Annotated in this window: 21 protein-coding genes; 10 read left to right on the top strand and 11 right to left on the bottom strand. The window is 46.3% G+C overall.

Features of this window, described 5'->3' with window-relative positions; genetic code table 11:
- Nucleotides 1–6 precede the first annotated feature (6 nt).
- Complete coding sequence (locus EG028_RS09260) at nt 7–3,225, bottom strand: SusC/RagA family TonB-linked outer membrane protein (RefSeq protein WP_241559089.1); 3,219 nt, start codon at nt 3,223–3,225, stop codon at nt 7–9.
- Nucleotides 3,226–3,802: 577 nt separating this feature from the next.
- Here EG028_RS09260 and EG028_RS09265 point away from each other — a divergent pair.
- Nucleotides 3,803–5,356 carry a sulfatase gene (locus EG028_RS09265; protein ID WP_206614419.1) on the top strand — a complete coding sequence of 518 codons (1,554 nt, stop codon included), beginning with the start codon at nt 3,803–3,805 and terminating at the stop codon, nt 5,354–5,356.
- A gap of 217 nt (nt 5,357–5,573) precedes the next feature.
- A complete protein-coding gene (locus EG028_RS09270) occupies nt 5,574–6,596 on the top strand; it encodes a bestrophin family protein (protein ID WP_120516181.1) in 1,023 nt (340 codons plus the stop codon).
- An 86-nt stretch (nt 6,597–6,682) separates the two neighbouring features.
- On the opposite strand, the gene EG028_RS09275 is transcribed toward EG028_RS09270, so the two are convergent.
- On the bottom strand, nt 6,683–7,051 hold the full coding sequence (locus EG028_RS09275) for a VOC family protein (RefSeq protein ID WP_120516367.1): 369 nt from the start codon (nt 7,049–7,051) through the stop codon (nt 6,683–6,685).
- 195 nt (nt 7,052–7,246) lie between these two features.
- Nucleotides 7,247–8,068, bottom strand: coding sequence for an AraC family transcriptional regulator (locus EG028_RS09280; protein ID WP_120516180.1), 822 nt, complete (start codon nt 8,066–8,068; stop codon nt 7,247–7,249).
- Between the two features lie 189 nt (nt 8,069–8,257).
- Here EG028_RS09280 and EG028_RS09285 point away from each other — a divergent pair, with 189 nt between their 5' ends.
- Nucleotides 8,258–8,902, top strand: coding sequence for a dihydrofolate reductase family protein (locus tag EG028_RS09285; RefSeq protein ID WP_120516179.1), 645 nt, complete (start codon nt 8,258–8,260; stop codon nt 8,900–8,902).
- A 90-nt stretch (nt 8,903–8,992) separates the two neighbouring features.
- Nucleotides 8,993–10,105 carry an acyltransferase family protein gene (locus tag EG028_RS09290; RefSeq protein WP_120516178.1) on the top strand — a complete coding sequence of 371 codons (1,113 nt, stop codon included), beginning with the start codon at nt 8,993–8,995 and terminating at the stop codon, nt 10,103–10,105.
- Nucleotides 10,106–10,162: 57 nt separating this feature from the next.
- Here the strand turns inward: EG028_RS09290 and pdxR are convergent, their stop codons facing one another.
- Complete coding sequence (gene pdxR, locus EG028_RS09295) at nt 10,163–11,680, bottom strand: MocR-like pyridoxine biosynthesis transcription factor PdxR (protein WP_120516177.1); 1,518 nt, start codon at nt 11,678–11,680, stop codon at nt 10,163–10,165.
- Between the two features lie 230 nt (nt 11,681–11,910).
- Between pdxR and EG028_RS09300 the strand changes: the two genes are divergently transcribed.
- Both EG028_RS09300 and EG028_RS09305 read left to right on the top strand, forming a co-directional pair.
- Nucleotides 11,911–12,849, top strand: a complete 939-nt coding sequence (locus EG028_RS09300) for an NADP-dependent oxidoreductase (RefSeq protein ID WP_120516366.1) — start codon at nt 11,911–11,913, stop codon at nt 12,847–12,849.
- A gap of 58 nt (nt 12,850–12,907) precedes the next feature.
- Nucleotides 12,908–13,423 (top strand): OsmC family protein, encoded by a 516-nt coding sequence (locus EG028_RS09305; RefSeq protein WP_120516176.1) that lies wholly within the window; start codon nt 12,908–12,910, stop codon nt 13,421–13,423.
- A 41-nt stretch (nt 13,424–13,464) separates the two neighbouring features.
- Here EG028_RS09305 and EG028_RS09310 read toward each other — a convergent pair whose 3' ends face one another.
- From EG028_RS09310 to EG028_RS09320, 3 genes are read right to left on the bottom strand one after another with little or no spacing between them, the layout of a single operon-like run.
- Nucleotides 13,465–14,622: an FAD-dependent oxidoreductase gene (locus EG028_RS09310; protein ID WP_120516175.1), complete on the bottom strand. Its 1,158-nt coding sequence runs from the start codon at nt 14,620–14,622 to the stop codon at nt 13,465–13,467.
- Nucleotides 14,623–14,652: 30 nt separating this feature from the next.
- A complete protein-coding gene (locus EG028_RS09315) occupies nt 14,653–15,408 on the bottom strand; it encodes a helix-turn-helix domain-containing protein (RefSeq protein ID WP_120516174.1) in 756 nt (251 codons plus the stop codon).
- Nucleotides 15,409–15,438: 30 nt separating this feature from the next.
- Nucleotides 15,439–16,014 carry a GNAT family N-acetyltransferase gene (locus tag EG028_RS09320; RefSeq protein WP_120516173.1) on the bottom strand — a complete coding sequence of 192 codons (576 nt, stop codon included), beginning with the start codon at nt 16,012–16,014 and terminating at the stop codon, nt 15,439–15,441.
- A 135-nt stretch (nt 16,015–16,149) separates the two neighbouring features.
- Here EG028_RS09320 and EG028_RS09325 point away from each other — a divergent pair, with 135 nt between their 5' ends.
- Together EG028_RS09325 and EG028_RS09330 are read left to right on the top strand one after the other, a co-directional pair.
- The gene (locus EG028_RS09325) at nt 16,150–16,878 is read left to right on the top strand and encodes a DUF6597 domain-containing transcriptional factor (protein WP_120516172.1); all 729 of its coding nucleotides are present in this window, start codon (nt 16,150–16,152) and stop codon (nt 16,876–16,878) included.
- Nucleotides 16,879–16,991: 113 nt separating this feature from the next.
- Nucleotides 16,992–17,414 (top strand): LIC_13387 family protein, encoded by a 423-nt coding sequence (locus tag EG028_RS09330; RefSeq protein WP_120516171.1) that lies wholly within the window; start codon nt 16,992–16,994, stop codon nt 17,412–17,414.
- Between the two features lie 19 nt (nt 17,415–17,433).
- Here the strand turns inward: EG028_RS09330 and EG028_RS09335 are convergent, their stop codons facing one another.
- The 3 genes from EG028_RS09335 to EG028_RS09345 all read right to left on the bottom strand — a co-directional run bounded on the left by EG028_RS09335 (nt 17,434) and on the right by EG028_RS09345 (nt 20,472).
- Nucleotides 17,434–18,468 carry a ligand-binding sensor domain-containing protein gene (locus EG028_RS09335; RefSeq protein WP_120516170.1) on the bottom strand — a complete coding sequence of 345 codons (1,035 nt, stop codon included), beginning with the start codon at nt 18,466–18,468 and terminating at the stop codon, nt 17,434–17,436.
- Between the two features lie 91 nt (nt 18,469–18,559).
- On the bottom strand, nt 18,560–18,814 hold the full coding sequence (locus EG028_RS09340; protein ID WP_120516169.1) for a hypothetical protein: 255 nt from the start codon (nt 18,812–18,814) through the stop codon (nt 18,560–18,562).
- Between the two features lie 32 nt (nt 18,815–18,846).
- On the bottom strand, nt 18,847–20,472 hold the full coding sequence (locus EG028_RS09345) for a YceI family protein (protein WP_120516168.1): 1,626 nt from the start codon (nt 20,470–20,472) through the stop codon (nt 18,847–18,849).
- 153 nt (nt 20,473–20,625) lie between these two features.
- On the opposite strand from EG028_RS09345, the gene EG028_RS09350 reads away from it, so the two are divergent.
- Nucleotides 20,626–21,537, top strand: coding sequence for a winged helix-turn-helix domain-containing protein (locus EG028_RS09350; RefSeq protein WP_120516365.1), 912 nt, complete (start codon nt 20,626–20,628; stop codon nt 21,535–21,537).
- Nucleotides 21,538–21,648: 111 nt separating this feature from the next.
- Here the strand turns inward: EG028_RS09350 and EG028_RS09355 are convergent, their stop codons facing one another.
- On the bottom strand, nt 21,649–22,182 hold the full coding sequence (locus tag EG028_RS09355; RefSeq protein WP_120516167.1) for a GNAT family N-acetyltransferase: 534 nt from the start codon (nt 22,180–22,182) through the stop codon (nt 21,649–21,651).
- Nucleotides 22,183–22,241: 59 nt separating this feature from the next.
- Here EG028_RS09355 and EG028_RS09360 point away from each other — a divergent pair, with 59 nt between their 5' ends.
- Entirely contained in the window at nt 22,242–22,640 is a 399-nt protein-coding gene (locus EG028_RS09360) for a hypothetical protein (protein ID WP_120516166.1), read from the top strand.
- Nucleotides 22,641–22,861 lie beyond the last annotated feature (221 nt).

Raw genomic sequence — 22,861 nt, forward strand, 5'->3', positions numbered from 1 at the left:
TAAGAACTAAAAACCAGCCCTGATGCCGAAAACCAGCGTCCGGGCCCTTGGATAGGCGGAATAATCAAAACCAGGCGTCAGGGCGGAGTTCCGTACCGAAACCTCTGGGTCCATACCGGAATATTTCGTCCAGGTGTATAGGTTCTGAGCTGAAACCGTAGCCGATAAACTTTTCACGAAGGTGGGCCGCAGGAGTTTGGCAGGGAGCGAATACGCAAGTGAAACGGTTTTGAGCCGGAGATAGGACCCGTCTTCCAGGTAGTAGTCCGAATAATACCCTGCCGGGCCGTATCCCCCGGTTCGGAACATTTTGCTATCCTGGTTATCTGCTGCCCACCGGTCGTTGTAAGAAGCAAATTGATTCAGGTTGGCGCGGTTATTCACATTGCCCTCAAACATCATCCGGTTGGCATTGTAGATCTGGTTGCCGTACGACCACTGAAAGAATACATTCAGGTCGAAACCTTTGTAGCTGAAGTTATTGTTAAAACCTCCCGAATGTTTGGGCAGTACCCGCCCGATGACTACCCTGTCCTTTTCATCCACAACGCCGTCGAGATTGATATCCTTATACCGGATATCACCGGGCTGAACGCGGTATCTCGCCATACCGTTCGTAGGCTCGGACAGTTTGAGGGTATATGTGCCGGCGGCCGATTTTTCAAAATCATCTACTTGGTACAACCCGTCGGTAAGATAACCGAAGAACATGGCTGCGGGCCCGTTGAGGGAAGCCATGTAAAGCGGTACTGTATTAAAACTGTTTTCCCATCCTACCGTGCTAAGTAAATTATCCTGGTTCTCAGCGAGGCCTGTCACCTTGTTCCGGTTAAAACTGATATTAATATCACTGTTCCAGGAAAATGAATTTGTCCTGACGTTGACCGTGGTTAGCGTTAATTCAAGGCCTTCGTTGCGCACTTCGCCGATATTTTTGAAGACGTTGGAAAAACCTGTGGTCGTTGGAAGACTGGCATTCAGCAACAGGTCGGAAGTGGTTTTGCGGTATACGTCGGCATTGAACTGGATGCGGTTATCCAGGAAACCGAGGTCAAGGCCCACATCTATCTGGGTGGTATTTTCCCATTTGAGTTTGGAGTTGCCCAACGATGTCTGGATGACGCCGGTAGAGGGGCTTCCGTTATGGAAAGAGTATGAAGCGCCTACCGGGCTGGTGAGTGCCGGCAGGGTGGCGAAATCGTTTACGCGGTTGTTGCCCGTTACGCCATAACTTGTCCTGAACTTCGCCTCGGAGATAATTTCCAGTGACTTCATGAAACGCTCTTCCTTCAATCTCCAGGCAAAAGCGGCGGACGGAAAGTAGGCCCAGCGGTTTTCGGGAGAAAACTTGGAGGAACCGTCCGCACGAAAGCTCACCGTAAACAGGTACCGGGAAAGGTAGTTATAGTTCACCCGACCGAGGAACGAACTGAGCCTGTTTTCTGAAGCTGATGAAGACGTTGACCCCGGGATGCCCTGCTCCAGGCCGGCGACGCCCAGCGACTCATTCGGCACGTTCTGCGATAAAAATCCATAGCCGGCGGCTTTTGTGCCCTGCAGGGTAAAACCTCCCAACACTTCCACCTTGTTATACCGGTTGATCCTTTTGGTCCAGGTCAGCGTGTTTTCATTCAGCCAGCTGTTTCTTTCGGCATAATTGACGCTGCCGAACTGGCCGCGCGTGTTATTGGGAAATAACGGCGTGCCGCGTGATGTGAGTGAATTGTAAAAACTTGTATTTCTCCGGATAAGGCTTTCAACGCCTCCGCTTATCCTTAGTTTCAGGTCCGGGATGATATCATATGTAATAAAGGCATTGGCGATGAGATTGTTTGAAACCGATTTACGGTGTTCGTTTTCGGCCGAGAGGATCGGATTGACCCTGTAATCCATCGTCTGATCGATATCCTCGTCAATCAGATCGTCACCAAGATCATCGGTGGCCGGATCCAGGCTTCTACCGGATACCGGGCGGGATCCCCAGACGGAGTACAACAGGTAGCTGCTGGCGCCGTTTCCCGCATTTGCCGCCGAGGCGATCTGCCCGTCGTTGCCAAAGCGGCTGTAGTTTACGTTGATACCCATGTTCACCTTTTTGCCAATGGCCTGATCTAAAACGAACCGACCCTGGTAACGGCTCTGGCCGGTATTTATCAGCACTCCTTCCTGGTCTGAGACGGAGCCTGAAACAGCATATTTCGTTTTGTCGTTGCCGCCGCGGACGGCAAGGTTGTAAACCTGCATAGGCGCCCGGCGGAACAGCCGGTCCTGCCAGTTGATGCCGGAAGTCCGTTTGTAATCCTCCAGCGTTAACCCGTTTGTCAGGTAGGTGTCGGTGGTGGTTTGATCATCCCGTTCGAACTGGTAACGCACAAAATCATAGGGGCTCATCATCGCCATCCGTCTGGTCACTTCCTGGAATCCGAAAGATGCAGTTGCTGTGACGGCCGGAGCACCGGTTTGCCCGTGTTTTGTTTCGATCACTACTACGCCGTTCGCGCCCCTTGCGCCGTAGATCGCAGTAGCGGATGCGTCTTTCAGGATGTTGATCGTCTTGATATCTTCGGGGTTAAGGGACATATTCTCCGGGTCTTCTATCGGGAAGCCGTCTATGACGTAGAGCGGTGAATTGCTTTGCGACAGCGAGTTTGCGCCGCGTACAACAATGTTGATACCTTCGGCTCCGGGCTGCCCGTCGTTAGACGATACCTGCACACCCGCAACCCTTCCCGCGAGCGCCTGATCGAAGGATAGGACAGGGGCCTTCTGCAGATCCTCCACACGTACCTGGGCAACAGAGCCGGTCAGATCTTTTTTAGCGGTGCTACCATAGCCGAGTACGACCACTTCATTCAGGCCGGTGGCGTTGGGTATGAGTGTGGCGGAAACAGATGTTCGCCCCCTGACGGGCACTTCGGCGGTTCTGAACCCCAGGTAGGTAAAAACAAGGATACCTTCAGCGTCAGGAATGCTGATCCTGTAATTGCCGGCCGTATCCGTTCTTGCAGCGGCGGTTCCGTTTTTAAGCCTGATGTTTACGCCTATCAGTGTCTCGCCTTTGCTGTCTGTAACGCGTCCTGCTACAACGACAGGCGGGCGCTGCGCCGAAGCCGTCCAGGGCAACGACAGGACCATGAGCGCCACCGTCATCATTGTTCCCAGGCAGCGAAGTAAAGGCACACTGATGCGAACGAAACCCGTTAAAGTTGTTGGTTCGTGGTACATGTGATAATTGATTTGATTGATAGTTTTCGCCGTACAGGCCTCCGGCAATCCGGGCCCGTCAGCAGCGGTTATTTTTATAATAAATGACTCCGGTCATCAGCTATGTAACGTTGCGTAGCGGAAAATAAAATACAAACAGGGAGATGTTAACCAGTCAACCATTTAAGGCCGTCACATGACTTTTTCTGAGGGAGAGGTCCGTGATCTCATAGTTTTGGATTCTAATTTTCTTAATCGTGGAATTCTTCTTTTGATACACCTGTGTTTTAACAAAAATTGCTAAATGGTATCGAAAACAAATCTAGTAGATATGTAGTACATATCAAAATGTTTTTTTAAAAAAGGTAACATTTTTTACCTGTGTTCTCCATTCGTACCGACCATTGGCGGGCGAGCGGTTTACAAGGGATACTAATCTTTTATTACCGCTGTAACCCTTAGTGTACATCTAACACATCCGATAGGTGTAATTCTGCCGGGCTGGGTTTGTTTATCTTTTTTATTAAAAAAATCTAAAATAGATGAAGGTTATATTTTGTTTTGTATAATTGTAGTACATAAGATATAGAAGTGGCATTTGAAAGAACATTCCATCAGGGATAATACAATGATGAAACTTAAAATGTTGTTACCAACAGTTATGAAAGATCAAAAGAATAATGCGATATTTTTTTATACTGCCAGGCGCACTTTTGTAGCAGTGTCACTATTGATGCTGGCAATGAGCGGCTGCCGGACAAATAAAGGATTGAGCGATAATAAACAGCAGCCCAATATCCTCTTTATCGCAATTGACGACCTGCGCCCTCAGTTGGGATGTTATGCGGATACAATTGTACAAAGCCCTCATATTGATAAACTGGCGGGATCGGGTGTTTTATTCAAACGTGCTTACTGCCAGCAAGCTGTTTGTTCTCCTTCACGGACTTCCTTAATGACGGGAAGAAGACCGAATACGACAAAGGTTTGGGATCTGAAGACACATTTCCGTACTACCATCCCGGATGTAGTTACATTGCCGCAATATTTTAAAAACAACGGTTATCATACACAAAGTATCGGTAAGATCTATCACGATCCCGCGGAAGCACAGGATGCCCTTTCCTGGTCGGCGCCGGAAATTCTTGCACTGACAAAAAAAGACGGCAAATATGTTCTGCCTTCAAACCTTAAGAGTAAATCTTCAAAAGCAGCGGCGACGGAACTTGCAGATGTGCCGGACAACGCATATATCGACGGACAGGTAGCGGATCAGGCACTGGAGGTTTTAGGAAAGATCAAAGACAAACCCTTCTTCCTGGCGGTAGGATTTCGCCGTCCGCATTTGCCTTTTAGCGCGCCAAAAAAGTATTGGGATATGTATGACCGGGAAAAAATCCCTCTTCCCGTTCAGCACACACTTCCTTCCAATATACCGGCCTATGCGGCACATAATAGCGAAGAGCTTAGAGGATACAGCGGCATCGGCTCCGGAAATTCAATCGCTGATTCAATAACGCGGGAATTACTGCACGGTTATTATGCTGCGATCAGTTATACTGATGCACAGATTGGCAAAGTACTGGCGGAACTGGACCGTTTGAATTTAACCAGGAATACCATCATTGTTTTGTGGAGCGACCATGGATTCCATCTGGGCGAAAAAGGGTTGTGGGCAAAAGCAACCAACTATGAACTGGATACCAGGGTGCCCTTAATTATTGCCGCTCCGGGGAAAGGAAGGGGTATCACGTCTGACAGACTGGTGGAATTGGTAGACTTATATCCGACCTTAGCCCAGCTGGGCGGCCTCCCTGTTCCCGAAGGACTGGAGGGCACTTCCCTGGCACCGTTGTTGACGAAGCCGGATCAACCCTGGAAAAGCGCCGTGTTCAGCCAATTCCCCCGGCCCTGGCAGTACAAGGGTGAACCTGCAACTATGGGATATGCTATGAGAACAGAGCGTTACCGTTATGTGGAGTGGCGTAACTTTAAAACAGGTGAAGTGAAAGCGATGGAGCTTTATGACCACCAGTTGGATCCTGGTGAAGTAAATAATATAGCCAATATCCCGGAGAATAGTACTTTGATCCATGAACTACAGCAGCAGCTCCGGGATGGCTGGCAGGCGGCGCGCCCGGGCGGGTTTTAATGTAGCAGGTATTGTTTCCCCTTTGCCGATGAATTTATGGATGGATGCCTGCCGGCAGATAATTTTTTTTATATTGTTCCATACAGCCGGAAAGGAACGATGTCATCAACCCCCATGTCAGCGGTATATGTACTCGGGCCTGGTTCCCCGGCCGGAAAAACGGGAGGTTATGCTGACAACGCCACCCCGAATAAATCAGTAACAAATATCCTGACCCATGATCGTCAAAAAAAACCTGTCACTGAAAGCGATCTTCCGCTTTGCGGGCCAGCACCTGATCTGGCTTTTGCCCTGGATGCTGGTGGTACCAGCACTTTATTATTTTACCCACTGGAAATTCCTCACCATCCCGTTGTTGCCGCTTTCACTGGTCGGTACGGCAGTGGCGTTTTATGTGGGCTTCAAAAATAACCAGTCATATGACAGGGTATGGGAAGCCCGGAAAATATGGGGCGCCATTGTGAACGACAGCCGGAAGCTGGCCACCCTGATAAAAAATTACCGTGCCGAAAAGATCTCTGTTTCGGCTGAGGGCGCCAGAACCAGGAAAGAAGTGGTTCACCGCCACATTGCTTACCTGTACCAGTTACGGGAACAATTACTGCGGCCCACCCAGTGGGAACATGTAAGCCTGAGCGGGATATTCGGGAGTTACAACCAGCGCCGTCGGGACCGTTTCTTTAATAATTTCAAACAGGAACTGGATGAGGTGGCTGAAAGACCTTACCTGTCCGAAGAAGAACTGCAAAGCCTCAATGGGTTCAATAACAGGGCGGCGCAGCTTTTAGACAAACAAACACAATCCGTACAGGCGTTGTATGACATAAAAGAGATCAACTGGATGCAGCAATCGGACCTCCAGTCGGTATTGAACAGTTTTTACAATGAACAGGGAAAGGCGGAACGGATCAAAAACTTTCCTTTCCCACGTAAATATGCCAGCTTCAGTTTTGTATTCGTCTGCATTTTTGTTTTCCTGCTGCCTTTTGGCATGGTGGGCGAGTTTGCGAAACTGGGCGATGGGATGATCTGGCTAAGCGTGCCTGTCAGCGTCATAATTGGGTTTGTATACGTGGTGATGGAATTAATAGGCGACTATTCCGAAAACCCTTTTGAAGGACTGCACAATGATATTCCGATGCTGGCTATCTGCCGGACTATTGAGATCGATATGCTGCAGATGATGGGGGAGAAGGATATACCCAGGCCTGTGCAGCCTAAAGAAGGTATTTTGTTATGATAACAGAAAAGGGGAGGCATTAATATTCTCCCCTTTGCCGGCGGTGATCCCGCTTTGAAACCAATCAGCTTTGTAGAAAAAGGGATTTAATGCATGGAATGCAGCCCCAGCTTGTTACCCTCGGTGTCGGTAAACATTGCGAAGAAACCCATTTCAGGGCTGATCTGCGTTTTAGGTACAAGCACCTTTCCCCCGTTTGGCCCGATCTTGTCCAATACGGTCTGCAGATCATCGCCCGCATTCAGGTAAACAACTGCGCCGTCCCGGGTGGGTTTGTAATCCTTTCCTTTTGCCAATACAATACTGACGCCTTCTCCGTCGCTGGGAAATACACCCATCTGCACCCCGTCCATTTCCGTTTGTTCGATAAGGATGCCTAAAATGGCCTGGTAAAATGTGACCGATCTTGAAAGGTCAGCGGCGGGGATTTCTACAATTGACACTAAGTTTTTCATATTTTCCGTTTTGGTTACTGTTGAATCAGCTTTCTGTGTTTCTGAAACCGGGTTGTTTTGACTATTACAAGCCCAAAAAACCATTACAGGAATAACTGCCGTAACGAATACTGCTTTTCGCATTTTTACACTCATTTAGGTGAATAATGCAAAGTAAAAAAACGGGGAAAATTAAAATTGTAAAAACGCGACATCTCAGTCACCTGTGTAGAAAATAGCGGATAGTGCCATGTTCTCATCATCTAAAAACTTTTTGGGATTGATGCCCGTAAACTCCTTAAAGTCCTTAATAAAATGCGCCTGGTCGTAATACGCGCTTTCATAAGCGATCCGGGTAAGGTTTTCAGTCTTTTGGTTCAGCAGCATTTTTAAGGCCGTCTGTAGCCGGATGACTTTCCCCAGTTGTTTGGGGCTTAAACCTACCTGTTTAAAGAAATTCCGCTCAAGCTGTCTTCTTTTGGATAGGTCTTCTTTCAGGATGGAATGGATCGATGTATTTCCTTTGGTTGATAGAAGGGTGTCAACGGTTGTTTTTACGATATGGTCGATGGTTGCCTGTTCATGGAGTTTATTGGAAAGAAAAGCTTCCACGATCTCAATCCGTTTTGCATTGTTCTCTGCCCGGATAATATTTTGTTCCAGTTCTTTAGCGGATCTTTCTTCAAAGAGCTGGCAGATGGGTGTTTCTTTATTGGCCAGGTCCTTCACGGGTGTTGTGATGAAGTTGGCGAACCCATAAGGATAAAAGCGGGCGGCGAAACACTGAACATAACCTGTCGGTTCAATGATGAACGGCTCCGTAATTTGTCCGACTACTACCGCGCGGGGTTGTATGATAAATTTGGTTTCGGAGGTATACCGTTTTATATCGTCACCCAGTATGAATATCATTTCAATACAGCCGTCCGGCAGGATGCGTTGTTTTTGCGCATCGGTTTCGGCGGGTACTTCCAAAGACCAGTAACATTTTACAAGGGATGCCAGGTCTGTATGCGGCTGAAATGTCTGATAGTTCATGCCAGGAGGTTTAACCAGGGCTAATGTAGGGAAATTTTAAGCGGGTCGGCCGGGGGCAGGTAAAATTTGTCGTAATCCCCTACCCGGAAAGTCGCATTTACCCTGCCGTAACCCGGTTTTTCTGCCGAAATTGTATCGTGAAAATGAGCAGGGCGGCGTACAGCAAACCATCACTTAAAAGATCTGCATATGAGTCAAGTCAAAGTAGCCTGTTTTTCCATTTCCCTGGACGGATTTGGCGCAGGTGTTAAACAGGATAAGGCCGAACCCCTGGGAGTAGGAGGGGAAGAACTGCACAACTGGATATTCCCGACAAAAATGTTCCGGAAGCTGGGACGTAAAGATGACGGAACGGGAGGCCTGGATAATACATTCGTGGAGAAGTCATTTGAAAACGTTGGCGCCTGGATCATGGGACGGAATATGTTCGGGCCGGTCCGCGGCCGCTGGCCGGATGATGCATGGAAAGGCTGGTGGGGCGAAGATCCGCCTTATCATGTCCCGGTGTTTGTTTTGACCCATCACCCCAGAAAACCCGTAACCATGAAAGGAGGCACAACATTCCATTTTGTTACCGGTGGCATCGAAGCTGCGTTACAGGAAGCCCAAAAGGTGGCGAACGGGAAAGGCATCCGTATCGGCGGCGGGGTGTCCACTATAAGACAATACTTACAGGCAGGCCTGATCGACGAACTGCACCTGGCAATTTCACCCCTCTTTTTGGGTTCGGGAGAGCATTTGTTTTCAGGGATCGATATGATAGCGCTGGGTTACAACCAGGTAGAAACCATGGCTGGTGAAAATGCGACGCACATTATCATAAAGAAGGGATAAGCGAAAAGACTAACTGCCTGTCCATCTTTGCATTTGGATGGGCTGTCATTTTTAGATATCTTGGCGCATTAAACCTGGAAGGACATTTAGATGGATACGAACAAAACCGCCACAACTATACTGCAAACAAAACAGCATTTCGAAATTCTCGACGGATTAAGGGGCGTTGCCTCCCTGGCGGTCGTAATATTCCATTTTATGGAATGGGTGTTCACCGATTTAAGCCAGAACTTCATCGGGCATGGTTTTTTAGCGGTCGATTTTTTCTTCTGCCTTTCAGGATTTGTGATCGGATATGCCTATGACGACCGCCTTGCAAAAATGGGCGTCCTTGAGTTTTTTAAATCGAGGGTCATCAGGCTGCACCCGCTGGTGATAGCTGGATCGGTGCTGGGTCTGCTGGCATTTTTATTCGACCCGTTTGGCGGGCATCCCGAATCATACAGCACCGGTAAGATCATCCTGGCATTTGTCAGCTCGCTATTGCTGATCCCCATGCCCGCCATAGCCGACCGCGGATATAACCTGTTCAGCTTCAACGCACCGGCCTGGTCGTTGTTTTGGGAATATGTCGCCAACATCGTTTACGCATTTGTACTGTGCAGGCTCAAACGCGGCTACCTGGTGGTGTTAACCATCATTGCGGCCATGGCGATCTGCTGGGTGTGTTACCGTTCCGGCAACTTACTGGGCGGCTGGAGCGGCCCCACCTTTTGGGACGGGAGCGCCCGGATATCGTATTCTTTTATGGCGGGATTGTTGATTTACCGTTCCAACTGGATCATTAAAAACAAGCTGGGCTTCGTCGGCCTGGCCATATTATTATCCCTGGCCTTTATCATGCCCTTCTCGGAATGGAACTGGTTATCCGAATCCCTGGTGGTACTGTTTTATTTTCCTTTGCTCATAGCTTTGGGCGCCGGAGCTACGTTAAAACCCGCCTTTAAAAAGCTCTGCGTTTTTTCCGGGAAGATCTCTTACCCGTTGTACATGACGCATTATGCCGTTTTATGGATGTTCGGCAATTATTACACCAGCCATAAGCCCGGCAATATGCAGCTGGCTTTCATCGTCATTTCCGGGGTCATCCTGCTGGTGGGAGCGGCGTACCTGGTGATGGTGTTTTATGATATCCCCGTGAGGAAGTATTTAAACGATAAACGGAAGGAAAGGCTGGTCAGGCAGAAGGTCGGAGGGAATTAATCCCGGCGGGATCACGAAAGCAGACAATATTTAAAGCCGCATAAAACGTAGTGTTCATCAAAATCTCCTTCCGGATATAAGGGCCTGTTTCCATATATCAATCGCCCCGGCCATTTCTGTTTCATCCAGGGAACAATAACCTATGCGTATGAAGTCATTCGGTAAAGAAACATTAGGCTTAAAAAAATAACGGCTGCCATCACTGATCTCTAACCCCAACTTTTCTGCATGCAGGGCAACCTCCCGGGCACTTATATTTTTTCCGTAGGCCGCCCAGATGGCCAATCCACCGTTCGGCCGGTCAAACGTAAGATAATCTCCCAACTGCTCTCGCAGCAACCGGCAAGTATTGTCCAACCGCCCCTGATAGATCTTATATGATTTTTTGATGTGCCGGGAAATTTCACCGGTGCTCAAAAGTTCGGCGATCGCTTCTTCCAGCAACTGTTCACCTTGCCGGTCAATTAATTTACGAAGGGCGGCGGCTTCGTTTATCATCACTTCAGGGGCCACCATAAACCCGATCCGGATACCGGGCGCAATGCTTTTGCAAAAGGAACCTACATAAATGATATGTCCGCCCGTATCCAGGCTTGCCAGCGGTAAAAGAGGGTTACTGGTAAAGTGATAATCAAAATCATAATCATCTTCAAGCAATGCAAAACGGTACTTGCGGGCGAGGTTCATCAGCCGCATCCGCCGCTCCGCACTCAGGGTGACCGTAGTAGGCCGGTGGTGATGCGGGATAATATAGATCATCTTGGGCGCTTTCTTTTTACACAACTGCTCAATCCTGTCTACATCCATACCCTCTTTATCTACCGGAATAAATACCAGGTTCGCTCCCGCCAGCTTAAAGGTTTGATTCGCGTCCATATAACCAGGCTCCGGTACAAATACCGTGTCCCCGGGGCGGACGAGCAGCTGCGTAGTCAAATAGATGCCCATCGCCGTCCCTTTGGTGACCAGTATTTCTTTTTCTGTGACCTGCATGCCCCTGGTCTTGTTTAAAAATGTAGCAAGTTCTACCCTGAGACGATAGGAACCTTGTTCCGGGCCATACATGAGCAACCGATTTGTAAAGCGGCTCTTCCCAAATCTTCTGTATTCCCGTACCAGCTGCTCGATAGGGGCAATTCTGGGATCAGGAAAACCGTCATCGATCTTATACAAAGGCGCCTTAGCTCCTGGGATATCGATTTCCACATTGGGGTCTATCCTAGTTGCTCCGTTAGAAGGTCGTTTTATGATCAGGGGAAAGCCCGGCTGCCGGCTTCGTGTCGTATTGGGAGGCACTGCACGGGCAGCCGTATCCGGCAGCTGCCTGGAAACATATACGCCACTTCTGTCCTTTGTTTCCACCCAGCCTTGCGCGCCCAGTTCCTCATAGGTCGCCACCACTGTTTTGCGATTGAGCTGCAGGGCCTGCGCCAGTTCACGGGAAGAGGGGAGGGCCTCCCCGGGTTTCAGAATGCCGCGGCAGATCAGCTGGATGATTTCCGATTCCAATTGCAGGTACAATGGACTATGCTGCCCGTCTTTTTTAAATGAAATTGCAAGGAATTTTTTAATCATAACTGGACCCCTGAATATTTTGAAATTGGACCCTCAAGGTAACCAAAATTGCACATAATTTTATGTGGGGAATGCATAAGATCATAGGTACAACTTTTGGTATAAAATCTTGCTGAAATGCAGTAATGATCAGTGTTAACGCTAAAAACTAAAAAGATGAAAACAGTTGTGTATGGCAACGTTTTTTCAGTAAACGGATGGTTGCCGATAAACAAAAAAGGAGGTGTATTATGAAAGCTATTGTTGTAACGGACCGGGCTGCGGGAACAGCCGGGATGAAACTGGTAGAACGGCCCGAACCCCAGGGGCTTGGTGACCTCACGGGCGCGAACTACGGCGATGTCGTTGTGCAGGTGTATGCATCAGGATTCACCGGGGATGAGCTGTCCTGGCCCTCGACCTGGGTTGACCGCCTAGGCCGCGACAGGACGCCTACGATCCCCGGCCACGAGGTGGCCGGAGTGGTTACCGCTCTCAGCTATGGAACGACGGGGCTGTCGGTAGGGCAGCGGGTATTCGGCCTCACGGACTGGACCCGCGACGGCACACTGGCGGAGTATGTAGCTGTCGAGGCACGCAACCTTGCGCCGCTGCCGGGCGATGTTGACTTCACGGTGGGCGCAGCCCTCGTAATGCCGGGCCTGACCGCGTGGCAAGGATTGTTCGAGCACGGCCGCCTTCGTGCGGGACAAACCGTTCTCGTGCACGGTGCGGCGGGCGTAGTCGGTTCTATGGCCACCCAGCTCGCAAGGGAGGCCGGCGCGTACGTGATCGGCACCGGACGGGCTTCCAGCCGTCAGACGGCGCTCGACTTCGGCGCGCAGGAGTTCGTGGACCTGGAGAACGATGCCCTGGAAGATATTGGCGGAGTTGATCTTGTTTTTGATGTCCTCGGCGGAGATATCGTAACGCGTTCTGCGGCCGTGATCCGCCCCGGAGGAACGCTGGTGACCATCGCCGGCCCGACCGAGGCACGTCCAGTCAACGGCCATACGGTAGACTTTGTCGTTGTACCCGATCGCGCCCAGTTGATTGCGCTCGTTCAGCGGGTGCGGGAGGGACAGCTGCGTACGAATATCGGCACCATCGATACCCTCGACGATGCTGTTGCCGCCTTTAATCCGGCCAAGCGTGCTAATGGGAAGACAATCATCCGCGTTCGTCCGTAAAACGGTCTGAAATCCCAGGATCTTTAATGCTTATTTGTCGAAGTTAAAATCTAAAATAATGATTCGTAAAAAACAAACCCTACGTTTGTTTCCAAAAGATATAACAGGTGATATCATCAAAGACCGCCAGGAAGTTACCGTCAACTGGCGTGCAGGCGAGCTGGTGCTCGATGAACCTACATTCAACGGGGGTAAAGATATCGGCCCCGATCCGTTTACGACTGTCTTGTCCGGCCTGGTAGGCTGTACATTGACGACCTTGCGTATGTATATTAAAAAGAAAGAATGGGATATCACAGACATACATTGCTCAGTGAATATGCTCCAACAAACAGAGCCATTTAAAACTTCCGTTTTCAGGACACTTTCGTTCGGTCAGCCCGTAACTGATGGGCAAAAAGAACGGCTACTCTGGATTGCAATGAATTGCCCGGTTGCAAAGCTGCTCCAGGGAGAGATCAACATAGATACGCGGCTGTCTGATGACCCAACTGTGCCGGCAGGTATGGGAAACTATCCTCCATTGGATCAGGCTTCTACCGATGCTACAGAAGGCTATGCGACCCAGTTATGAGAATGCGAAAAAATTAAGGGGACTACCTATTTTTATTTTTCCTATTCATCCACCCCCTGGCTAAAAAACGCCAGCATTTGTTCCAGCGCCGTTTCCGAGTGCATTTTTTCGCCGTTTTCCAACGTATCCTGCGTGGCTGCCGCGCCTCTTGCGATCATTTGTGTTTCAAAATGTGAGATGGCGGTCTTTATATCCGGAAATTGATCACCGGTTAAACATGCTGCCAGTTCAAATGCATCCTGCATGGCTACATTTGCTCCTTCGCCGGCAAACGGAGGCATACGGTGCGCCGCATCGCCGATCATCGTAAGGTTTTCCTGCGTTTCCCAGGTTTGATCCAGGGGGAAATAATACTGCGGGCGGGGAATAAAAAAGGATTCTTCGCCCATGAAAAATTCGTACCATGCATCGCTCCAGCCTGCAAATTCTTTTTTGAACCAGGCCAAAGCCTGCGCTTTGTTTTTGAAATCAATGCCGCTTTGTGTCACCCAATTTTCGGGTACTTTGGAACTCGCTACAAACATAATGGAACCATCGCCTTTAGTGCCGTACCCGATAAATTGCTCATTGCCAAAAGCCATCACTTTTCCGCCTTTTGTAAATTCAAATAGTTTCGGTGCATTGATGTCTGCGTGATAGATATTTCCTTCGATCAGGGTAATGCCGGAATAGACGGGCTGAATAACGCTGATATATGGACGGATCCTGGAATTGGCGCCGTCGGCACCGATAACGATGTCGGCATAGGCACTGGAGCCGTTATTAAAATGCAGGACCCAGCCATTGTTCTTGTTTTCCATAGAAACGAAATGGCTGTCCCATATGATGGTGCCGGGTTTCAGCGAGTTCAGCAAAATGTCCCGCAAAGGAGCGCGGTCGATCTCGGGGCGGTGTTCCGTAACCGGTTTTTCGGTGTTGTGATCATCCAGCAGGATATGGAGCGATGGATCCACAATGCGCGTCCTGCCGGCAATGGGGCGGTGGTGTGCATAAAAGGCATCCAGCAGCCCCGCACGTTTCATGGCTTCCAGGCCGGTTCCTTCATGCAGGTCGAGCGTAGATCCCTGGACGCGTACATCGCGGCTGGCATCCCGTTCATACACATTTACATCCACGTTCTGCATTTGAAGAAGACGGGCGAGGGTTAATCCGCCCATTCCACCGCCTACAATGGCTATTTTTTTATTTTGTACTAACATAATTTCGGGTTCTGAATTTATGCGACAAAATTATTTTGATGTGAGGGAGGATAATAGTATAAATCGGTCGTTTTTATTTTTTAACAATTCTTTAGGTACTACGCCGGTGAACTTTTTTATCTCTTTGATGAAGTGCGTCTGGTCGAAATAATTCTCCCTGGGGAAAAGTTTCCCTTCCGCTATATGTTCCAGGGAAGCACGAAAACGGAGTATGCTGCAATAGGTTTTTAATGAAATACCGAATTGCTGGTTAAAATAACGGTTGATCTGGCGGCTGCTCCAAAAGACTTTTTCGGAAAGTTCTTTTACCGTGATGGAACCTTTTGAGGCGTAGATCAGTTCAAACAAGTTTTGTTTTCGTTTATCAATTTCTTCCGGCAAAAGTGACTCAATTGTTTTTGTAGTTTTTTCTACAAATTTGTCGAAACGCTCCAGGTCAGTTTCCGAAAAGCCCCAAAAGCCGGGAGGGAGGTTTTTTCCATAGTTTACGATGTCCGAGATGGTTTCGCGGAACAGGTATTCCACGGCAAGTAGTTTAAAACTGACAACAAACATACAAGCCCCGGCGGGTATGACGGTTGGAATGTAATGGGTACCCACACCAAGCAGTACAATACGAAACGGGTCTGTTGCTGATTTGTAAAGGGATAGATCAATGCGTCCGTCGGGTAGTCCGATAGTTTCTTTATTACTTCCGGACCGGTTGTGCAAAAACCAGAAACTGTCTACAAAATCTGAGAGGTTTTTGCCGGGTTTAATGATATTGTAATGCAGATCATTGTCCATGGGTAGTATCTTCTGGTTTATAAAGATACTTCATCGCGCTTTTCTCAACATGGGCCGTAAAACAGGGGAGCTGCCGGATTGAATTTCGCCGATCACCTCGAAACCGTGACGCTCATACAGTGAAATATTCCTGGGATTGGAAGATTCGAGATAGGCGATGGATCCGTCACGGTCAACTGCCATGAGCGCTTCAGTCATCAGTGCGGATCCTGTCCCCGAACCCTGGTGCGCCGGGTCTACGCCTATCATCGGCAGGTACCAGTGCGGTTCGGTTGGATGGAACTTTTCCATTTTCTCAAAAATTACCTCCATATCCTCTTTTATACGATCGTCAGTGTTTTTGTCGAACAGCTGCTTTAGGGCTTCTTCATCCGATTTGGCACCGGGCGGTAACCATAAGGCAACACCGGTGAAACCATCGGCAATGTAAGCCGTCCCCTTCCCGAACGCGCTTCCGCCAAAAGCTTTCGCTATCGAAGGAAATGCTGCCAGGTATTTTGCCGGGTCCGGCAGGGACCATCGGGCCATCGGATCAGTGCTGAATGCCAGCGTTAATACGCCAATGGCGCCGGCCTGATCCGGTGCCATTGCTGTTTTTATGATCATATCGGTACGTTTTTATAAAGATACTTCATTTAACGAAGCGAGTGCCATTATGGAGAATACCCCGCTTCAGCTCATCTTTTATCTATAACTTTGACATAGGTTTGATCATCAGTAATTATTGCAAATACATTCAGTATGCCATTCGAGTATTTTCACTCCTGTTTGGATTTGAGGCCCTATATTCAATCTTTCTGGACGCTTAAAGGTGCCGGTGAAACTTATGATACCCTATACCCGGATGGTTGCGTTGATATTATTGTAAATTTAGGAAAGAGGGTTGTCGTAACCCAGAAAGACATTGTACTGGAAGAGCGGTGCGTCTACCTGGGTGGCGCATTAACGGAATCGATATGTGAAAAAATCCCGGAGGAAGTTTATCTTTTGGGTATTCGTTTTTCACCCGGTTGCTTCGGACATTTTTACGCTCCCCAATTTTTAGGTGACATCAGGGATGATTGTGTCCAGGTTAGTGAAGATTTTGTCCCTCCATGGCAAAACTTACTGCAAGACCCGGTATCTGCATTAAACCTTTTCTTTTGCGAAAAACTGCGGGCATTTCACAACCCGGTTAGGGATGCTGCCGCGAAGATCATACAATCTGGCGGTAATGCTTCATTAAGCGAAATTGCAATAATTTGCAGCAAGTCACCCCGTCAGACCGAACGTGTATTTAAACAGTATGTCGGGCTTACCCCGAAACAGTTTTGTAAAATAGTAAAGTACTCCTGCACACAGGAGTTATTGGCCGCCAGGGCTCCTTCGGAAACCTTATTAGCCATTGCCCTGGCAGCAGGTTATTATGACCACGCTCACCTTACGAAGGAATACAAAAAAATTACCCGGCGAACTCCTTCCGGTAAATAACTTGTCGTTTTTATACAAACGTCCTGGTGACCGATCGGATACCTTTGCTGAAACAATAAGATGTTTTTGCCGCAGCCTTATTGTCATCTTTCACGCAATAAAATAGTAAGGGTATGAAATTTACATCCAAAACATTTTTAAACATCGGCGGCTTCGCGTATTTACTTCTCGGAATTGGGCATATGTCGTATGAATTGTTTTTGACGGATTCAGCGGCCGATTTAAAACTGAGGTCATTTTTAGACAGTTATGACTTCAGTATATTTGACAATTCATTAAGCCTGTATCAATTTCATACTGGCTATAGCATAATGATGGCTACGCAGGATCTTTTAATAGGCGCACTGTGCCTTACAATGCGCAATCCCGGGAGAAGTTCATTGCTGATCCTTATGGTGGCTGGATTAATAACGCCGGTATTGGTCAGGAACTTTTTTACAGGAGGGCCTCCGTTATATTTATCTATCATTGCCGCCGCTGCATTTATACTGGCCTTTTGGAAGTCCTTTCATGTTACAAAGCGGGAAGCGCTATAATATAAGTTGCGATGCGCATTTATTTCTGACGCTCTTCATCTTTAAAGTCCGTGATGGCATTTCCATCATAACGATGCACTCCATTAAAAGATCCAAACCAGAATTTTCCATCAGTAGCTTCTAAGATCCCGAAAGTCATTGATTTATTTGCTATTTCGGTTACCGTTGGCTTTTTATCAGACAGGGACTTTCCGTCATACCGGGAAAGTGCCCAGGCCTTGCCGGCATCCCTTTCTGAACTGGTCCAGATATTACCTTTTTTATCTTCGATTATATAGCCGACAAATTTCTGCGTGAAATTGGTAAATGTACTGCCGTTATAGCGCCAAAGGCCATCCGTTCCGCCCAGCCAGATATTGCCTTTTTTATCTTCGATTAGCGAACGAACATTCTTAAAAGGTTTGTTCTCATGGGTGAAAACGGTAAATTTTTCCCCATCATACACGAAGGTATTGCCTCTTGTAGCAAACCAAAACTTGCCTGTTTTGTCTTCAATAATGGAATTAACTTCATAAGGAGGCCTATTCGGAAAAGTTTTCCCTGTCCGGTCTTCATTCATCGCCTCTCCATTTATGATATAATTCCGAAAGGATTTCCCATCGTAACGGCTTGCTCCTCCAAAAACACCGAACCAGATGTAGCCTTTTTTATCTTCATAAATACAACCCACATCATTATTAAGAAGTCCATCCCTGGTTGTGAAATTTTGAAAGGATTTTCCATCGTAATAGTAAACACCTGAGCCAACAGAAGCGAACCAAAAATTTCCTTTTTTGTCTTGCAAAACAGAGAAAAAGCGGGCCGAACTCACTTTACTTGTAATATTGGTAAAAGATTTTCCATCGTACCGAAAAATGCCATCAAATGCGGCAATCCAAATGTTGCCCTTTTTATCTTGTATGATATTTCGGGTTATACTTTTAGGCCCGTGGGAGGTAATGATATCTTTGGTTTCGGAGTTGATAGTTTTTTTTCCTCCTGTTTGGCTTTGTCCATAGGAAGTGCAAAAAATAAGCAGCAGGAACAAAACATATTTGCCTATATATTTGATCATTTTCTTTAATTTATTAAGTGTTTAAAAAGCCTAAAAGCAGGTTCAGTAAGTGATGGATAGTTTGTTGTTCAGTTTAAAATTTTTGCAACTACTATTTCATTTTCTCAAGACTATCAATCGAAGATTGAATATCTATTAACCGGGTATAAACGGTTCCAAGTTGTTTCTTTTTAGCCTCTGCGCTGTCGTAAACGCCTTTTTGTATGTAGCCACCTATCCTTTCGGTTATATTATTAGCGCTATCTTTTAGGATTTTTTGTTCGTTCAAAAGTTTTGCCCTCACATCATGACGATTGCATCCGCAAGCGAACAGTATGAGAATGCTTAAAACGGCTAAATATTTCATATGAATTTTAAAGTTTTTGTATATTCTGATATTTATTTTTTTGCTACGATTTTCATAAAGAGTTTAACGTCATCCGAAATCGTTACATCACCTGACTTATCAAAGAACTTTTCTGATCTATAATTGATACCCCAATCTGTTCGATCAATGATCAGCGTGCCATTCACGATGACAGTTCCGTCCATTCTGTCCTTAAAATGCATGATGGCTGGAAAAGTAACAGCCTTCGTGATACCTTCAATGGTCAGGTTCCCTGTAACTTTTATATTCTTCTCTGCCACTTTTATATTTTCATTATTCCATGTTTCAACCTTCGTAATGGCGAATGTAGAAACAGGGAATTTTTTGACATCAAAAAATGCAGGTGATTTATTGTGTGGACATTGATCATCAAATTTTTGTTCAATTGTATTCATGTCGACTTCAACTGCACCGCCCACCAGATGACTGTTTTCGAGCAACAATTCTCCTTTTAATATATCGACGTCCCCGGTACTGGAACCATCACCAAGTAACATAGAACCTTCCCATGCACCAAGTAGCGAAGAGCCTTTCCATATTACAGCACTTTGTTTCGTATCTATGATATATTTTTTCTGACCGTCTTTACGATAAAAGTCCGTGATGGTGGTTCCATCATAACGATACACCCCGGTTGCAGATCCAAACCAAATACCTCCGTCGTTAGCTTCCAAAAGCCCCAGAAAGGCATTTCCTGACATAATTTCGGTTACAGCGGGCTTATTATTATACAAGGACTTTGCATCATAACGGGAAAGTGCCTGGATATTCCAATTAGCGGGATTTACTGAGCCAGTAGTCCAGATGTCTCCTTTTTTATCTTCGATTATAGTATAAGCGCCTCTCTGCGATACCTTAGTAAAGGTACTGCCGTCATAGCGCCAAAGGCCGCCGGTCTGGCTTACTTTCCAGCCATTGAAACCGCTGAGCCAGATATTGCCTTTTTTATCTTCCATTATACCCCAAACGTCGAGAAAGGGTTCACCTTTATGGGTTAAAGTGGTAAATTTTTCCCCGTCATAAACAAAGGCGTCGCCCCTTGTACCAACCCACAATTTTCCTGTTTTATCTTCAATGATTGTATTAATATCATTATTCCAATACCCTTCTTTATAAAAAAGCGAGGGGTTCGGGTTTTTAAAATTTCGAAAAGACTTCCCGTCGTAACGGCTCAGGCCATTTCCGGTAGCGAACCAGATAATACCTGCTTTATCTTCATAAACAGACATCACCCGGTTATCTGCAAGTCCATCCTTTGTAGTAAAATGTCTTAGCGCTGCCTGTCCGTTAGACACATGGTCGTTGAATAAAAAAGCACCTGAATCAGTCGTAGCGAACCAAAGATTTCCTTTACGGTCTTCCAGGGCGTCCCAGAATCTATACTGACCTATTTTACTTGTAAGATTTGTAAAGGATTTCCCATCGTATCGAAAGACATCACCAAATGATGAGTTGTTTGGGCCAGCAATCAAAATGGTGCCATTTCTGCCTTTTTTTATATTACGAACCATCATGTTAGGACCTATGTCTTTAATTTCGGACTGGATAGTATCTTTTGGTACGTTTGTTTGGTTTTGCCCACAGGAAGTGAGAAAAAAAGACATTAAGAACAAAACATATAAGTGTGTGTATTTCATGGTTTATTTATTTAATATTGGTAATATTTGGGCGGTTTCAATAGCGGTTTATCACATAAAAGTTGATACGGCGAAATTACTTTGATATCTTTCAGGGGCGGGCATTTGGATTGTAAATAGAAATGTAAACTTTGTAAATAAATGGTAAATAGTATGTCTCAACGCCGAAATTTCCTCCCGGGTAAGCGCAAGTACCTGTTCGGATTGATATTACTCTCGTTTATCGCGCTGGTCTGCGCGGCTTTCAGTATGACCGGCGGTGACGACTTTGCCTTCGCCAGGAGGGAAGTTTTGCTCCGCCGGATCGGGCATGAAATACTCCTGCAGTCGGGGGACAGCACCTCAAGGGTGCTCCCGGTAAAAAAGATCGCCGAAAATGAATACCAGATCAGGTTTGAGAAGGACCTTACTTTTCAACCGGGCTCACTGGTGAATACTACCCGGCGTTTGTTGGCCGATGACCCCCTCGGAAGTGATTATATTGTTAACGTTCTGAACTATGACGGCTCCAGTGTAGCTTATGGATACGCTATATCCAAAAATAAAAAGGAGGATATTGTAGCATGTATAGGAAGGGAGCAACCCAGGGCGCGTTACATGATCAACATTAAATTCAAACCGTCGGGAATAAATACAGCAAAGACCGGGTATCTCCTGGGCAGCCTGCCACTTTTAGCATTTGTTGGTTTTATTTTTTTGAGATCTGCTAAGCCGCGGAGAGTTTTAGCTGGCGATCAGGATACAAATGATACTGGTGATACCAGCCTGTTCACTTTGGGTTCGGTGTTGTTCGATGCGAAGAACCGGCATCTCATCATACATGGAGAGACAATAGACCTGACCGGCAAGGAAGCCCGTGTATTGCACATTTTCGCATTGTCTCCCAACGAGACCATAGAGAGAAGCCGGCTGCAAAAAGAGATATGGGAAGATGAAGGTGTTATTGTGGGGCGCAGCCTGGATATGTTCATATCAAAACTTAGGAAAAAACTGGAAGTTGATCCGAAGATCAAAATTGTAGTTATACGGGGGAAAGGGTATAAGCTTGAGATTAGCTTTCAATGAACTTTTTGAGAACAGTTTAGGGTATAACATAACTTTCATATTCCCGCCACTTTTGCCAAACCCGTGTTAGCGGTTCGGGCTTTTGCTCTTAATGCATTTTTCTTTGAGTTATCAATTTATATGAGTCAATGTAAAAATATTAAAATCAGGATTTTCTTTGTTTGTTTCTGGTGATTGAAGAAAGTTAAATTTCGCCAATAGTTTAATTGAATGTTGATTTTCCTTGTGAGTAACCGCAACTATTTTTTGAAACTGCAATGTCTGAAAGGAATAAGCAATAACTTCCTCTGCCGCTTCTTTCATTATTCCCTGGCTCTGGAATTTTGTCATAAGCTCATACCCGATTTCGCAGCTATTTTTTTCGCCTGAAAAGTCAAAAAGACAAATTGTCCCAACAAATGTTTTTGTTTTCGTCAGCGTAATTACCCAATAAATGGAATTATTTTTTTGAATGTTATCATTAACCTTGTTGATAAAGTTTATTGCATCTTCAATTGTCTTGCTTGGTTCTCTGTCAAGATATTTGTTTATTTCTGTGTCGGAACGCAATGCAAAAATATTTTGCCGGTCATCAGTTGTTAATTGTCTAAGAGTGAGCCTTTCAGTTGTCAAAATTGGGAAAGGTTTGAAATTTCTATTTACCATTCTATCTTATTTACTTTGTCTAAAAATTAGATTATTTTATATCGTTATAACTTTATGCAATGAAAATACATATCCTCTTATATTTTCTATTGATTACTTTACTTCAATTTCCAGCGTCATGCAACCATTGCGATGGGAAAGATTTAGGGTTTTATTTTGTCGGAGGGCGTAAAGATGATGAATTTAAAATTTACATAAATGGGATTCTCCAGAAAGAGAGAAAAATTGAAACTGATTTTAGTAATAACCTATCTCAACCCCCAAGGCCAATTTTTCGGTATTGTTCAGGCAAAGATTCTTTAAAAATAGGCCTCGCTTTAAATAATCGAGATACTATTTTTTATGTACATCCAAAAGATATTAAGGACTGTTATATCGGTGTTGATGTATTGGGATATTTTGTTGTTTACTACAATCATGAAAAAGGCGGATTGGGCCCTTTTAGCCCGGTTAGATAGTTGTAACTGTTATTTTAACATAAAATATTAAACCTGCGCTAGACGCAGGTTTAATATTTCCCAGTGATCCCGCTGGGCAAAAAATAAAGCCTCAATTACCGTGTGTTTCCGGGGCCGAACACCAACGGTCCGCTCAATATGATGATCAACCTGCCGGTAGGTAGCACAAAACTGCTGTTCCTAGCTTTGGGAGATTGAACTCTTTCGGGAAGTGATTCCGA

Source organism: Chitinophaga barathri, from assembly GCF_003807585.1.
GTDB lineage: Bacteria > Bacteroidota > Bacteroidia > Chitinophagales > Chitinophagaceae > Chitinophaga > Chitinophaga barathri.